This window comes from Actinosynnema sp. NPDC091369 (assembly GCF_044757065.1).
In the GTDB taxonomy this organism is placed as follows: Bacteria; Actinomycetota; Actinomycetes; order Mycobacteriales; family Pseudonocardiaceae; genus Actinosynnema.
On record NZ_JBIVUG010000017.1, the window covers coordinates 64,079 to 79,670 of the forward strand.

General features: G+C 70.1%; 10 protein-coding genes. 4 read left to right on the forward strand and 6 right to left on the reverse strand.

All coding sequences use genetic code 11. The features are described 5' to 3' along the window. Positions 1-35: 35 nt before the first annotated feature. The 4 genes from ACIQMJ_RS37170 to ACIQMJ_RS37185 all read right to left on the reverse strand — a co-directional run bounded on the left by ACIQMJ_RS37170 (position 36) and on the right by ACIQMJ_RS37185 (position 7,276). Complete coding sequence (locus ACIQMJ_RS37170) at positions 36-2,480, reverse strand: sensor histidine kinase (protein ID WP_499765706.1); 2,445 nt, start codon at positions 2,478-2,480, stop codon at positions 36-38. Positions 2,481-2,692: 212 nt separating this feature from the next. Then, a complete protein-coding gene (locus ACIQMJ_RS37175; protein WP_499765707.1) occupies positions 2,693-3,622 on the reverse strand; it encodes an SMP-30/gluconolactonase/LRE family protein in 930 nt (309 codons plus the stop codon). A gap of 169 nt (positions 3,623-3,791) precedes the next feature. After that, on the reverse strand, positions 3,792-3,923 hold the full coding sequence (locus ACIQMJ_RS37180; RefSeq protein ID WP_499765708.1) for a hypothetical protein: 132 nt from the start codon (positions 3,921-3,923) through the stop codon (positions 3,792-3,794). Positions 3,924-4,390: 467 nt separating this feature from the next. Further along, positions 4,391-7,276, reverse strand: a complete 2,886-nt coding sequence (locus tag ACIQMJ_RS37185; RefSeq protein ID WP_499765709.1) for an ATP-binding protein — start codon at positions 7,274-7,276, stop codon at positions 4,391-4,393. A 354-nt stretch (positions 7,277-7,630) separates the two neighbouring features. Between ACIQMJ_RS37185 and ACIQMJ_RS37190 the strand changes: the two genes are divergently transcribed. After that, the gene (locus tag ACIQMJ_RS37190) at positions 7,631-8,779 is read left to right on the forward strand and encodes a hypothetical protein (RefSeq protein ID WP_499765710.1); all 1,149 of its coding nucleotides are present in this window, start codon (positions 7,631-7,633) and stop codon (positions 8,777-8,779) included. A gap of 117 nt (positions 8,780-8,896) precedes the next feature. On the opposite strand, the gene ACIQMJ_RS37195 is transcribed toward ACIQMJ_RS37190, so the two are convergent. Then, positions 8,897-10,894: a tetratricopeptide repeat protein gene (locus ACIQMJ_RS37195; RefSeq protein WP_499765711.1), complete on the reverse strand. Its 1,998-nt coding sequence runs from the start codon at positions 10,892-10,894 to the stop codon at positions 8,897-8,899. A gap of 342 nt (positions 10,895-11,236) precedes the next feature. On the opposite strand from ACIQMJ_RS37195, the gene ACIQMJ_RS37200 reads away from it, so the two are divergent. Together ACIQMJ_RS37200 and ACIQMJ_RS37205 are read left to right on the forward strand one after the other, a co-directional pair. Next, a complete protein-coding gene (locus ACIQMJ_RS37200; RefSeq protein ID WP_499765712.1) occupies positions 11,237-12,649 on the forward strand; it encodes a DUF1996 domain-containing protein in 1,413 nt (470 codons plus the stop codon). A 2-nt stretch (positions 12,650-12,651) separates the two neighbouring features. Further along, on the forward strand, positions 12,652-13,005 hold the full coding sequence (locus ACIQMJ_RS37205; RefSeq protein ID WP_499765713.1) for an Imm1 family immunity protein: 354 nt from the start codon (positions 12,652-12,654) through the stop codon (positions 13,003-13,005). Positions 13,006-13,065: 60 nt separating this feature from the next. On the opposite strand, the gene ACIQMJ_RS37210 is transcribed toward ACIQMJ_RS37205, so the two are convergent. Next, complete coding sequence (locus ACIQMJ_RS37210) at positions 13,066-14,544, reverse strand: PucR family transcriptional regulator (protein ID WP_499765714.1); 1,479 nt, start codon at positions 14,542-14,544, stop codon at positions 13,066-13,068. Between the two features lie 174 nt (positions 14,545-14,718). On the opposite strand from ACIQMJ_RS37210, the gene ACIQMJ_RS37215 reads away from it, so the two are divergent. Then, entirely contained in the window at positions 14,719-15,591 is an 873-nt protein-coding gene (locus ACIQMJ_RS37215; RefSeq protein ID WP_499765715.1) for an FAD binding domain-containing protein, read from the forward strand. Position 15,592 lies beyond the last annotated feature (1 nt).

The window sequence follows — 15,592 nt, forward strand, 5'->3', positions numbered from 1 at the left end:
GCCTTTCCGGTTTCCAGTCGTCCGGCCACTGCTGATCACGGTTCGAGGTCGTCGGGTGTCCGACGGGCGTCGCGTGTGCCCCGTTGGAACGCCGACAGGCCCTTGCGGACCCTCTCGGCGGACTTCTCGGGATCGACCTCGGGGAGCGGTTCGGGCGAAGGGTGGAAATCGTTGCGCACCAACTGCGGCGCCAGGTTCTGCTGGCGGCGCCGGCGTGGCAGTTCGGGTCGGTCGGCGGCGGTCGCGGCCGATCCCGGTTCTTCGGCGGGCCACTCCGACGTGGCCCGCTTCCGCTGCGGCAGCTCCAGCTCGCCGCTGCGCTGCGACAGCTCGAGCTCGCCGCTGCGCTGCGACAGGTCCAGCCCGCCGCTCAGTCGTTCGACCTCTGGAAGGGGATGTTCGTTGGCCGCGGCCTCGGCTTGGGCCCAGAACCCTTCCAGGTCTCGGGAACTGTCGGGAAACCTGGCGTCTCGCACTGAGTCGTCGCCCTGCTCCGGGATGTCGTGGAAGGTGCGGCGGGGGAGCTGCCGAGTCTCGGCGGGCTCCGTCGCCGTGGTGGGGCCCGCGACGATCGCGGACGGGATCAGGACGAGCGCCAGCGTGCCGCCGTAGGGCGAGTCGCGCAGCTCGACGTGGATGCCGCGGCGGGCGGCCAGCCGGGCGACCACGAACAGGCCCAGCCGCGACTCCCCGCGCAGGCGCATCGCGTCGAACTCCGGCGGGTCGGCCAGCATCGCGTTGTGCTGCTCGCGGTCCTCGGGGTTGATGCCCAGGCCGTGGTCCTCGATCTCCACCACGATGCCCTGCGGCACCTCGCTGGCGTGCACCTGCACCTGCGAGCGCGGCGAGGAGAACGCGGTGGCGTTGTCCACCAGCTCGGCGATCAGGTGGATGGTGTCGGCGACGGCCGCGCCCACCAGCGCGGTGTCGGGCACCGGGTTGACCTTGACCCGGACGTACTGCTCGGTCTCGGCGACCGCGGCGCGCAGCACGTCGAGCAGGCGCACGGGCTTGCGCCACTGCCGGCCGGGCTGCTCGCCCGCGAGGATGATCAGGTTCTCGGCGTTGCGGCGGGCGCGGGTGGCGAGGTGGTCGAGCTGGAACAGCGCGTCGAGCTGCTCGGGGTTCTCCTCCTCGCGCTCCAGCTTGTCCAGGATCTTCAGCTGGCGGTGCACCAAGCCCTGGTTGCGGTGCGCGATGTCGAGGAAGACCCGGTTGACGCCCTCGCGCGCCTGGCTCTCCTTCACGGCCGCGGCGACGGCGGTGTACTGGGCGGCGTTGAACGCGTCGGCCACCTGGCCGATCTCGTCGCTGCCGTAGTCCAGCGGCGGCACCTCGACCTCCACGTCGACGTGCTTGCCCTCGCGGAGCCGGTCGACGATGTCGGGCAGCCGCTCGTGCGCCAGGGTCAGCGAGTCCTTCTTCAACGCGGCCAGGCGCGTGATCAGGGCCCGGTTGACCAGGCGGTTCGACGTGCGGATCGCGATCAGGATGCCGATGATCACGGCCAGCAGGGCGACCAGGCTGCCGATCAGCACGGTGCGGAACTTGCTCTCGCCGCGGGCCATGGTGACGCCGACCGCGCCGGACGCCTGCTCGCTGACCAGCGCGACCAGTTCGTCGGAGATCGGGCCGCTGACGTTCTGCCACTCCTGGAGCGACCCGGCGTTGGACGGCTTCGGGCCGTTCTGGATCAGCCGGCCCTCGAACTCGATCAGCCGCTTCCACTGGTCGCCCTCGATCATGAACTGGTAGTGCTCGCGCACCTCGGGGCGGGCGTAGGGCGCGATCGAGTCGTAGGACGAGTGGTAGGCGCCGACGAGGTTGGCGAACTCGATGTGCTCCTCGGGCGTGAACGACCCGGCGGCCAGGGCGCTCGACGCGAGCGAGGTCGCGCGGGACATCCAGTCGGCGGCCTTGAAGTACTCGGTGGAGGTGATGGCGCCCTTGACCGACTCGTGGTCGGGCACCACGCGGGCCTGCACGCTGAACAGCGCGTCACCGGCGTCGAGGAGGCTGTTGTAGTACGTGTAGATCTCGCTCTTGGACGCGCGGCCCGCGTCGAGCGCCGCGCGGCGCTGGGGCAGCTGGTCGAGCAGCACGTTCAGCGCGTTGATCTTGTCGACGATCTCCTGCGGCGCCTGCGACGCCAGTTCGTCGAACGCCGCGCGCATCCCGTCGACCGCGCGGTCGGTCTCCGCCTGCTGCACCTCGAGGTCGCTGGTGCCGCGATCGGGCTGGCTCAGCGCGGTCATGCTGAGCTCGCGCTCCTTCTGCAGCGCGGCGAACGTCTGGACCGCCGGGATCGACGCGTCCTTCACGCCGGAGGCGACGGCGCGGAGGTAGAAGCCGTCGAACAGGGTGTACGACGAGAACAGCGCCCACATGATGAGCAGGACGATGCTGGGGACGACGACGACACCGGTGAGTCGTGAACGGATCGTCTTGTAGTTCGTCTCCGTGGTGCTCTTCTGCTTCACAGCGCTCCGCAGCCTCGTCCGTTGCCAGGTCAGGCGCAGCACTAGTAACGCTGCCTCTTCTTCACCCGATCGGCGACGGAACGGTAACACTCGAAGATCATTATTACGAAGAGACAGCGATCACTTGCGCGACGCGACGATGAGGTTACCTAGTCGAGTGATGCCCCGAACAGGGGGCCGATGTGAACTTCTCGACACCGGCCCCCTCACTTTCACGGCTTCGGCACCGAAACGGCGTCGTACGTCGTCGTGGGCGTGGGCGGCGTGGTGAAGCGGGCGTTGGGCAGGTAGAGCCGGCCCGCGAACGACGCCACCGTGGTCGGCACGTCGAACCGCGGGTCCGTGACCTTGGTCACGAGCCGACCGCTCGCACCGTCCCTGGCCAGCGAGAACACCGCCAGGGTGTTGAGCCGGTTCTGCACGACGTAGAGCGTGCGGCCCTCGACCAGCAGTCCGTCGCCGTTGGTCAGCACCTCGCCGCCGAGGTCGACGACGGCCGTCACGCCGGTCCGCGGGTCGACCCGGTGCAGTTGCCCGGTGTTGCTCTGGACGATCACCAGCGCTTTGCCGTCGGGCGTCTCCGCGATGCCGTTCGCGTTGTTGACACCCGGCGTGAGCACGAAGTCGCCCGACAGCGGAATCTCGCTGTGCGACTCGGGCAACGCCCCGTGCCGACCGAACGCCACGCGATACAGCACCGCCTTCCGCGAGTCGGTGAAGTACGCCGCGTCCTCGGTGATCACCACGTCGTTGACGAAAGTGTTCGCATCCGCCGCGAACCGGTAGGACTTGAGGATCACTCCGGTCCGGGCGTCGACGACTCGCCCGTCCCCACCCCCACCACCGGCCACGAACACCCTCTTGCGCCGGTCGACCTTCACCCCGACCGACGCCGTACCGGGCCCCTGGCTGAACACCTCACCGCGCCCGGTGCGGAGGTCGACGCGGAACAGGTCCCCATCGGCCCGCGACCCGAAGTACGCGGTGGGCGCCGCGCCGATCGCGATGCCTTCGGGCAGGAACCCGTCGGGCAGGGGGAACTGCGCGGGGAACGGGTGTGCTTGCGCTGCGGTGGCGGGCGCGGCGGTGACCAGGGAAACCCCCAGCACCACGGCGGCCAGCACACCGGGTGTGCGATGCATGACCACTCCTTCTTCGCTCGTGAGCACGTGCTCGTGAGACGCCCCGGAGTGTTTCCCACTGATCAGGCCGAGGTGAAGAGCGCCGAGCTCGCGGCGAAGCTTCTACAGCAACCCGACCGGCAGGAGAGTCGGGCCCGCCACTCGAACGGGCCCGATCCCCGATCACGCGTCAGGCGGCCTCCACCACCGAGATGCCGTCGACCGCGTCGATCGACCAGTAGTCGGTCTCGGCCGGCACTGCGAGCATCCCCATAAGGGTGAACGCCACGCCGAAACGCTTCAGGCGGTCAAACAACGTCATTACCTCTTCTCGAGAGTAGCCGGTTGTTGACCTCCGGTCCCGACCTCGGAGGTGGACAGATCGTGGCAGAGCCTCTCAGAGGGCTGGCACTCGGGTGGAATGATGCTGCTTAGGCCGAACGAGGGGAATACTGTCGATCGCACACACGATCGAGCGACGCTCGCCCCAGTGGTACGTCTTCCGTGATCAGCTACGGCCGACAGAGCCGTGAGCACGTCCACCCGATCACCGCAAGACTAGGCCATACAGGTGGTTACGCAGGGTGTCGAGATACCTGAGATTCGCCCAATCTCGCAGTCTCGGACCCTGATCGGAACTCATCCGCCTACCCAGGGGAGACGCACAAATGCGGTTCCGGCGACTACTAAGCCGGACGTCCGTCTTGGTATTTGTGCGATTGCTTCGCCGTGACCAAGTGGTTGCCGTCCGGCGGACGGCCTCTATTCAGCGCTTCGGTGGTTGGCCACTCATGCCCGACGGGTCTCACGTCCGAGTTCGGAGGGCTCCTCCGACCAACGGGAACTCCGAGCAGTGGGCACGGTGCGTTCGCCGCCGAACGGATCGAGCTTTGCCGCCACCTCGGCAGCGCGAGGATCGCCGGCGTCCGTGAAGATCTTCCACGCCTGTTCCCAGCCCTCGACGGCCGCCGCGTGGGCCTTCGCCGTCCACCTCAGCTCCCCGAGGAGCACCAGAGCGTCCGCCTTGTGCTTGGAGTCGCCGACCCGGTCGTAGAGTTGGACGGCGCGACGCGCGCAGTGGGTGGCGCCGATCACGTCACCGCGATCACGATGGATCGTTGCCCAGACCTGACAGGCATGCGCGGCCAATGCCTGGGCTCTGGTGCGCATGTGCAACCGGACGGCCCGGGTGATGTAGTCCTCGGCGGTGCGCAACTCGCCTTGTCGGCGGTGCAACTCAGCCAGCTCGCCGAGGGTGTCCGCCTGGCCGGTCAAGATGCCGAGCTCTTCACGCAGTTCCAAGGCGCGGTGGAAGAGCTTCGCCGCATCCACGCGGTTGTTCTGGGACATCGCAAGCACACCCAAGCGATGCAGGGTGCCCGCCGCCACCCCGCGGTCGTTCACCTCGTGGGCGAGACGCAGGGCTTCCTGGTAACGGCTCACCCCGTCCTCGACTCTGTTCTCGGCGATGTCCACCCGGGCCAGCAGGTGCAGCGAAGTCGCCGTGCCGCGCTTGCTGCCCATCCACTGCGCCATCGCGTGGGCCCGGTGGAAGTGCTTGCGCGCTTCGAAGAACGCCGACTGCTCGAAGCACACCAGGCCGAGGTCGTTATACGCCGCAGCCTCGGCGTCCGCGTCACCCTCCAGTTGCGCCGACCCGACTGCGAGGGTCAGCACCTCGCGGGACTCCTCGTAGTAGCCGCACCTGCGGAACATGTCCGTGACGACGTGGGCCATCTGACACACCCGGGAATGCAGACCGCGGCGGGCGGCGAGGTCGATCACCGCGCAGAGATTCGCTCGCTCCTCGATGATCCAGTCCTGCGCCGCGCGGTCATGGGCGAAGTCCAGTGGCAGCACGCCCGCCACTGGTTCATCGACCTCCTTCCCCGCGCGGTACGAGAACGCCACGGAGTCCGCCGCCTTCGCGGTGTGCAGGAAGAAGTCGACGAGCCGGTGCTCGGCCAGTTCACGTTCCTGCTCCGTCTCGTCCACCCGCGCGCACTCCTCGGCGTAGTCGCGGAGCAGGTCGTGGAAGCGGTAGCGGTGCAGAGGGCCGGGCTGTTCGAGGAGGTGGGCCGAGGTCAGCAGTTCGAGGCAGTCCAACGCGGCCGACCGGGTCGTGCCCAGCACGGCGGTGACCGCGTCGATGCTCAAGTCGGGGCCGGGGTGCAGGCCGAGCAACCGGAACGCTCGACGATCGAGGCCGGTCAACGCGCGATAGGACCACGAGAACACCGTCTTCAGGCTGATGTCGCCGTCGGCACCGTGGTTGCCGAGGTTCAACAACCGGCGCTCGTCCTTCAACTGGGCGACGAACTCGGCGAGCGCCGCGCCGGGACTCGCCGCGATCCGGTGGGCCACGATCTCCATCGCCAGAGGCAGGGCGCCGCACAGCGCCCCCAGGTCTGCCACCGCCCACCGGTCGCGCACGGCGCGGTCGCCGATCCGGGCTTCGAGCATCCCGGCGGCCTCCGCTGGGACCAGTGGGGTCACGGGGAAGGCGCGGGGCCCCAGACCGGGTAACCGGTTGCGGCTGGTGATCAGGACGGTGCAGTCACGCAGCAGCGGGAGCAACGGGGACACCTGCGGCAGTCCGCGAACGTTGTCGAGGACGACCAGCACCCGGCGGTCCTGCAAGGTGGACTCCAGTCGCCGCGCCCGTCGGTCGGCGGTGGTCAGGTGGTCCACGTCGACACCCAGTGCTTCGAGGAAGCGGTCGACCACCACGCTGGCCTCCAACGCCTTGTCCGCGGCGAACCCCTTCAGATCGCAGTGCAGCGCGCCATCGGGGAACATCTCGACGACCCTGTGCGCCCAGTGCAACGCCAGAGCGGTCTTTCCGACGCCCGCAGTGCCGTGCAGCAGGACCACACCAGGTCGGGGCTCCTCCCCGGCGCAGCCCGTCACGGCGTCGATCTTGGCGAGCAAGGCGTCCCGTCCCACGAAGTCCTCGACGTCGTGGGGCAATCGTCGCGGCGCAGCCGGCGTTCGGGCAGGCCCGCGCAGCCGCACCTGCGCCGGCTCCGCCAAGCTTTCGTAGAACTTCTTGAGCGACGCGGCGGCGGCGTCCTCGAACTCGTCCTGGAGCCGACGTCTCATCGCGTAGTAGTAGGCGTCCATCTCACTGCGCAAGTGCAAGCCGTGCATCGCCTGCAGCCGGTGCATCACCAGCGGCAGGTACGCCGAATCGGCGGCCGGCAGTCCGTCGACGTGCGCGATCACGCCGCGAAAGTCGTTGGCCGCCAGCAAACCGGAGCACAAAGCGCTCTGCATCGGCAACCAGACGTTCTCGTGCGCTTGGCGGCGCCACGCCAGCGCCGGTTCGCCCGGAAGGTCGGCGAGCGGGATGTCGTCGGCCCAGTACTCCATCGCCCGGCGGACCGCCTTCAAGGTGCCCTGCGGCTCGCCCACCTCTCGCGTTCGGTCGAGCAGTTGAGCCGACAAGAAGTAGTCGACGTTCGCCCGAAGGGCGGTCACCCGGTAGCCGCCTTTTCGATTCTCCAATTCCACGCCGGCGTTCATCAATTGCAGCGCATGCCTGATCCGACCGGAGTAGCCGTAGAACGTCTGGGCCAGGTTCCGGGGCAGTTTGTCGTCCTCCGCCCACATCCATTCCACGAGTTCGGAAGTGGTGAACCAGCTGCCCGGGCCGGTCAGCAGCACAGCGAGCATCCCCCGGGCCTTCGGCGTCCCCCAACTCCTGTCCAACCGGGAGCCGATGCGTATTCGCGTCTCACCCAAGATCGAAAACAAGCAGGTCACAGCGCCACCCCTCGCTGACGTCCAGTCGAAGTCTGGTGCACCTCACGACCAGGTGGCAATTACTGTTGCGAGATCGCTATTAGCGCCCCGACAGACGTTTGACAGATACCTGACAGACCAGCCCGCAAGTTTGCGGAACCGCACGTGCAACAGCCCCCCTGAACAGCGGTTCGAGGGTTTCGGAAGATCACCGCAGAGTGCTCCGACAGGTCCGTCGTCGATTCTCGTGGCAACTGGTCGGACGAACCTGATCGGAGGTGCCACGTGAGCGGAGACCTGTGGACGAATGGGCCGATCGGCCTGGGCGCGGAGAGCCGGGTGACGAGGGCGGGGTGCAAGTCGGTGCTGCTGGTGGTGCCGCACGTGGTCGCGGGAACCAGGTTGGCGGACCTGGTGCCGCTGCTGGAGGCGGATCACAGGGTGCAGGTGCTGTTCACGACCGAAGGCGCGGTGCACGGGACGACCGAGTTCGTGCGCGGGCTCGGCGGTCACGTGCTGCCGTGGAGCCAGGCGACCCGCCACCGGTTCGACCTGGTGCTCGCGGCCAGTTTCCGCGGCATCGACCAGGTGCACGGCGAGGTGCTGGTCGTGCCGCACGGTGCGGGGGTGTTGAAGTCGCGGTCACGGCCACGACGGCCCGGTGCGCTCCCGACACACGGGTTGGCCCGCGAGCAGCTGGTCCGCGACGGGCGCGTCGTCGCCTCGGCGATCGCGTTGTCGCATCACGACGAGCTCGACGCGTTGCGGGAATCGTGCCCCGAGGCCGAATCCGCCGCCGTGGTCGCCGGGGACATCTGCCTGGACCGGATGCGGGCCGGCACGCCATACCGCGAGCACTACCGCCGGGCGTTGGGTGTGACGCCGGACCAGCGACTGGTCACCGTTTGCTCGACGTGGACGCCGCACTCGACGTTCGGCGCGCACATCGAGCTGTACGAACGACTCCTGGCCACCGGCCGGCCGGTGGCGGCCGTACTGCACCCCAACACCTGGAGCGTGCACGGCGCCCGCCAGGTTCGCGCGTGGCTGCCGCGGGGACTGCTCGTCATTCCGCCCGACGAGGGCTGGCGGGCCGCGGTCGTGGCGGCGGACGTGGTGGTCGGGGATCACGGGTCGTGCACGCAGTACGCGGCGGCGATCGGCAAGCCCGTGGCGGTCGTGCCGCTGCCCGACGGCCTCCTGCGCGAGGGAAGCCTGGCCGACCTCGTGTATCGACGGGCGCCGATGCTCGACCCACACCGCCCTTCGCTCGACGACGCCGCGGTTGTTCCCGGGATGACGGAGGCGATCACCTCCTGTCCCGATCAGGCCGGCGTGATCCTCCGCCGCACGATGTACCGCCTGATGGGCCTGTCCGAGCCCACACGAGCGGTGCCCGTCTCGCCGCCGGCGGTGCCCCGTGTCGTCGGGTGAGTGGCAGGCCGAGGCGCCCGGCGTGTGGCGGGTCGTCGGCGGCCCGCGCGACGGGTTCATCGTGGCGGAGGACGGCGTCGCCACCTGGCGGTGGGTGGCGGTGGCCGATGTGGTCATCTACTCGGGAAGGCGTGACCGGACGCGTTCGGGTACCGGTTGCCCGGCTCGGGTGTACGCCACCTCCGCGGCCTTGAGGTGGTCGTGCTCCTGCTTCCGGTCACCTCGATGTGACGCGACGTCGGCCAACAACAGCAACACGTCGGCCAGGTAGTCAGGCGACTCCGTCTCCGCCATCACGGGTAACGCGGCGTCCAACAGACGGGCCGCGTCGTCCACCCGTCCCAGGGCGAGGGTCGGCACGGCCGCCACGGTGCGGATGCGGGCCAGTTCGAGCACCTGGCCCAGCTCCGCCATGATCGACGCGGCGGTGGTGAGCGCGGCGACCGCTTCCTCGTACCGCTCCAGATCGGTCAGCGCCTCACCGATCCTGCGGTGGGCGAGCGCTTCGCCGCGTCGCCTGCCCAGCGCCGACTCCACCTCCAGCGACCGCCGGAAGTACGCCAGCGCGTCCTCGACGTCGCCCCTGTCGCGGCAGATGCGCCCCAGTTGGCGCAGCGCGGTGGCCACCGAGGCGAAGTCACTCGCTTGGTAGGCCAGTTCCAGGGCCCGTGACGCCGCGCGGGACGCGTCCGTCTGCCGTCCCACGTTCAGGTAGCCGATCGCCAACTGCATGCGCAGTCGGGATTCCGCCACCGCGTGCCGGTCCCGCCGCGCCGCCTCCGCCCCGGTCTCGAAGGCCGAGATCCAGTCGGCGAAGTGGTGCCGGTGGAGGAAGAAGCCGAACAGGGTCTCCGCGACCTGCCACGCGAGCGCGTGCCACTCCCGGTCGGCCGCTTCGCGGATGGCCATCACCAGGTTCGCGCGTTCCACCTCCAGCCAGTCCAACGCAGCGGTGAGGTGGTCGAATACCGCGTCGGCCGACTCGTAGCGCGGTCCGACGCGGGGCCGGTCCGGCACCACGGCCAGATCGGCGGCCACCGCGCGGTCCAGGTACCACTCGACGACACGGCGCACAGCGGCGTCGCCTTCGGCGGCCGAGTCCCACTCCGCGTGTCGACGGGCGTGCAACCGCAACAGGTCGTGATAGCGGAAACGCTCGTCCTCGACCTCGCTCAGCAGGTTCTTCTCCACCAGGTCCGACAGGACCGGTTCGACGTCCTCCGGCGGCTCGCCCACCGCGGCGGCCGCCGCCTCCACGCCGAACGACGCCCCGGGGTGCAGGGCGCAGAGGCGGTACGCCCGCGCGTGCCCTGGTGGCAGCTCGAGATAGGAGACGTCGAACACCGCCTCGACCGACACCCCGTCGGCCAAGGTCAGCGTGCCGAAGCGCTCCGCGCGCAGCGCTCCGACCTCCTTGGACAGCGAGCGCCGCGGGTGGGTGGACAACCGGGCCCCGACCACCGACAACGCGATGGGCAGGCCCGCGCACAGGTGGGCCAGTTCCCGCGCCGCGTCGGGTTCGGACGCGACGCGCGTGCCGACGGCCAGTTCCAGCAACTCCAGCGACGAGTCCTCGTCGAACGACTCGACCTCCACGAATCGGGCGCCGTCGACGGCCAAGCCGCTGAGCCGCCACCGGCTGGTCACCACGGCAGCGCTGTGCGGCGAGGTCGGCAGGAGCGGCCGCACCTGGGCCGCGGAGACCGCGTTGTCCAGCAGCACGGAGATCGCCCGGTCCGCGGTCAGGGAGCGGAACGCGGCCTGTCTTCGCGGTAGGCCCCACGGTATGTCGGCAGCGGGCACGCCCAGCGCCAGCAGGAACCACTCGAGCACCTCGTCCGGGGTCATGGGTCCGGCACCGGTCATGGCCGCGAGATCGACGTACAGCTGCCCGTCCGGGAACTTCGCCCGGGTGGCGTGCAGCCAGCGCAACGCCAACGAGGTCTTCCCCACTCCTCCCGGCCCGCTCACCACGACGACCAGGGGATGCCCCTCGTTCTCCAGCAGCCAACCGTCCAGCGCGGCCAGTTCCCTCGACCTGCTGGTGAACAGCCTGGGCGAGGGCGGCAGTTGGTACGGGATGCGCGGCTCTCGTCGCTGATCGTGGAAGTGCACCTCCCCGATGCTGCCCGCTTGGACCACCGGGCCATGGGCCGTTCCGGACACCACGTTGTCCCTGCCCTGCGTCAACGTGCACCCCTCCCCGTGTACGTAACGTGGTCCGAGTGTCACAGAAGTGGCAGGAATGCTCGCCGCAGCGAGCCGAACCCGCAACGATCGGGGCCTGTGGCCAAGGGCTTGGCCGGGAGGGATGGAAGATAGGGGTCGCCTGAGATAACGAACAGGTAACGGTCAGGTCGCGGACTGGGTGCGGTACGTATGCCACTGTGTCCACCGCCCACCGGCGGTCGGGGTTCAACGCTCACATGCGCGTACCTACGACGAGGTGACACATCCATGACGCGAAACCAGGGGCGGCACCGCTTCTCCCGGCGCACGAAGCTGACTGCCGGCGTGACCGGGTTGGCGCTCACGATCGGCCTGGCCGTCGCGATCAGCACCACCGGCGATCAGGGCACCGCCCAGGCGGACGGTGCCGACATCGCCCTGTTCGTCGACATCACGAAGCAGCAGCGCAACGTGCGGGCGCCCCGGCCGCAGCGGGGCGCGAGCACCGGCACGTTCACCGTGGACTGCGGCCGCAACGAGAACGGCCACTTCAACCCGGACAACTTCATCGCGCAGCCGGGGGTCCGCAACGGCGCCGAGCACCTGCACGACTACGTGGGCAACGTGTCGACCGACGCCGACTCGACCGACGAGAGCCTGCTCGAAGCCGACACCACCTGCAAGAACGGTGACAAGTCGGCCTACTTCTGGCCTGTGGTCCGGATCGACCGCGAGAACGAGGGCGAGGAGCCGGGCCAACCGGCGGGCGCCGAGGTCGAGTGCCCGGACGTGCGGCGCAAGCTGCGCACCGTGCCGCGTCAGGCCAAGGCGGAGGTGGACCGCAACCTCCAGGCGATGAAGGACCAGATCGCGGAGGCCAACAACCGGTTGAGGGGCGCGGCGAACGTCGAGGACCCGAACTTCGTCAACAACGCGGTGCTGCGCCCGTTGCGGGACAAGCGGACCGCGTCGATCGACCGCATCGTCCAGGCGATCGACCGGGTCGCCGAACGCCCGCGCGGGCTCCGGAGGCTCGCCCCGTGCACGGTGAAGGACGGCGACGCCAACGACGCCAAGATCGCCGAGGCGGCCCGGGAAGCCGAGGCCGACGCGCCGGAGAAGGGTGACGGCAAGACCGCCGGCGACGAGAACGAGCTGCCCGGCAACGAGGGAGAGATCCAGCGCCCCGAGGTCGTGGACATCACCTTCCGCGGCAGCCCCGTCGGCAAGGTCGAGCCGATGCCGCAGTTCCTGCGCGTCCTGTACGGCGACGCCAAGGTCTCCACGAACGGCCCGAAGAACGCCCGCAAGTCGTGGACCTGCACCGGGTTCGAGGACAAGGTGCTGATCGACAAGTACCCGATCTGCCCGGAGGGCAGCAAGGTCAAGCGCGTCCACGACTTCGCCGGCTGCTGGGACGGCAAGAACACCGACAGCGCCAACCACCGCGACCACGTCGCCTACTCGGACGAGAACGGCAGGTGCCCGCGCGGTTTCAAGGCCGTGCCGCAGCTGCGGATCAGCCTGACCTACGACATCCCGCGGGACGTGCAAGTGGCCGGGCAGTACGCGGTCGACGCGTTCCCCCAGGAGAAGCACAACCCGTTCTCCGACCACGACGACTTCGCCAACGTCATGTCCGAGGAGATCATGAACCGGCTGGTGCAGTGCGTGAACTCCGGTCGCCGGTGCAGGGAGTGACGATGATCCAGGCGAACTTCACGTCCGGTGTGGACGAACTGCGCGCCACCGAGGACGTGCGCCGGCTGCTCGACCGCCTCACCGCGGCACAGGACGCCACGCTCGTGCACACCGACTGCCCGGACCACAGGGTGTGGGTCGGCGTGCGCGGCGACCGCGGGGCGATGCTGTTCACCGACGTGATCACCGGCTCGTGGGCGAGCCTCGGCGAGGGCCCGCGCCGACGTCCCCGGTACGCCGGGGTCGACTTCCCCACCCACTGCGAGATCCCGGTCGCCGACCTCGCGGTCGCGATCGAGGAGTTCCTGGCCACGGGGCAGCGTCCGACGCTGGTGCCGTGGCAGCGCGTGAGGTGAGGAGGACGCCGTCCCCGGCCTGCGCGGCGGCTGGTCGGGGACGGCGGTCTTCCGGCCGGTTCAGCCGGCTTGCAGCGCCAGGTACAGGTCCACCCGTTCGGCGAAGTCCGACAGGTCCACGCCCAGCAGGTCCTCGACCCGGCCCACCCGGTACCGCAGGGTGTTCACGTGGACGTGCAGGCGCGCCGCGGCCGTGGTCCACGAGCCCGAGCAGTCCAGGAACACCCGCAGCGTGCCCACCAGGTCCGAGCCGTGCTCGGCGTCGTAGTCCAGCACCGGGCCGAGCAGCCGGCGGCGCAGGGAGCGGCGCAGCTCCTCCGGCACGCCGGCCAGCAGCAGTTGGTGCAGGGCGATCTCCTCCCCCGCCACCACGCACGTGCGGCCGGTCCGCCGCTCACCCAGCCGCCGGGCGTGCGACGCCTCCTCCGCAGCGCCGCGCAGCCCCGTGTGCCCGGCCGGTGAGGAGATGCCGACCAGCACCCTGGTCGAGCGCAACCCCGGTTCCAGCGCCCGCAAGGCCGACCGCACCCCGTCGGTCCACGCCCCGGACGGCGCCAGCGCGTACACCTCCGCGCCCGCGGCGGCCACCAGGAACGTCGACGTGACCGACGCCAGCACCTCCTCCACGAGCGCGACGGCCTGCTCGGCCGGCCCGTCCGACACCGACGCGGCCAGCACCCGCAGCGGCGCGTCGGCGTCCCACCCGACCGCCGCGATCCGCGCGGCGACGTCGCCACCGGCGAACACCTGCCGCAGCAACGGCCCGGCCGCGCGGTTCTCGATCTCCCTGCCCTGCACCACGCGCGCCCGCTCCACGCCGACGAGGCTGGCCAGCTCGGCGGCCACCTCGTCGTGCGTGCGGTCGCCGGACACCAGAAGGATCCACGAGGTCAGCCGCGACCCGCCGCGCGCGGACACCGGCAGCAACGTCGTCCCGCGCACGACCTTGGGCAGCCGGTCGGCCAGCAGGAACTCCCGCACGAACGCCGCCGCCTCCGGCAGCTCCGGCCCGGCGACGACGTGGCCCGTGCACGACAGCACCCAGCAGGGCGCGCCCAGCTCGCCCGCGCCCGCCGCCACCAGCTCGGACAGCCCACCGCCGTCGGCGACCACGGTCAGCAGCCGCCGGTGCCGGCCCAGGAGCACGCCGGCGTCGCCCACCCGTTCGGCCGCCAGCTCCAGCACCACCCGTTCGGTGATGGCCGCGAACGACAGGTCGACCGGGACCTCCAACAGCGGCACGCCGTGCCGTTCGCACGCCTCGACCAGCGCCGCGGGCAATTCCCCGGCATCCGGTGGGCTGGCCGCCAACGCGGCGACCCCGGCCGCCGCCAAGGACGCGACAAACTTTTCACAATCGGCGGCGGTCCGGTGCCACAACAGCCCGGAAAGCACCAGCTCCCCACCCGAGAGGTAACGGGCCGGATCCGGCAATTCGGTGCCGTAGAGCCTGGTCACGGGCCTGTCAATCGAGTCGGCGCCGCTCACCAGGCGGAGGCGGAGTTCCGGCATCCCGAGCAGGCTCCGAACCAGCAACACGGGCGCCTCCTCGACGTCATCTCGGCGGTTTACCTTCGTCCGATCGTGTTTGTAGGAAAGCACAAATCCCCTCGCCGTAGGAGCCTGGGATTCATGCGCCCCGCCGTAGCCGATCACCGTCCCCGGTCTGTGTACTGGCTCACACACCGCGCACCCCACCCACCGAGGTAGCCGATGGATTTCCTCCGCCCTGACACCCTCGCCGAGGCGCTGGCCCTGAAGGCGCAGCGCCCGGACGCGGTGCCCATCGCCGGCGGCACGGACGTGATGGTGGAGCTGAACTTCGACCACCGCCGCCCGCCCGCCCTGCTCGACCTGACCCGGATCGCCGAGCTGCGCGCCTCGGACCTCGACGACGACGTGGTGCGCATCGGCTCCGGCGTCCCCTACAGCCGGATCATCGACGAGTTGGGCGAGCGCCTGCCCGGGCTGGCGATGGCGTCCCGCACGGTCGGCTCGCCGCAGATCCGCAACCGCGGCACGGTCGGCGGCAACCTGGGCGCCGCCTCCCCCGCCGGTGACACGCACCCCGTGCTGCTCGCCGCGGACGCCACCGTGGAGGTCGCCTCGACCAGGGGCACTCGGCTCATCCCGGCCACCGGGTTCTACCTGGGCGTCAAGCGCAACGCTTTGGAGCCGGACGAGCTGATCACGGCGGTCCGCGTGCCGGCCACGCGGGCGCCGCAGCAGTTCGCGAAGGTCGGCACGCGCAACGCCATGGTCATCGCGGTGTGCTCGTTCGCCGTCGCCCTGCACCCCGAGCGGCAGCGGGTCGGGGCGGCGGTCGGCAGTGCCGCGCCCACGCCGCGCCGTGCGACGGCCGCCGAGGAGTTCCTGTCCGCCGAACTGACCTCCGCCAACCAGTGGGAGTCGCCGAAACCGCTGCTCGACTCGGTGAAGCGGCGCTTCGGCGACCTCGTGGCGCAGGCCGCGAGCCCCATCGACGACGTGCGCGGCTCGGCCGCGTACCGCAAGCACGCCCTCTCCGTGCTGGCCCGCCGCACGCTCGACTGGGCCTGGCGCGACTACTCCGAGAAGGTGGCCTGAC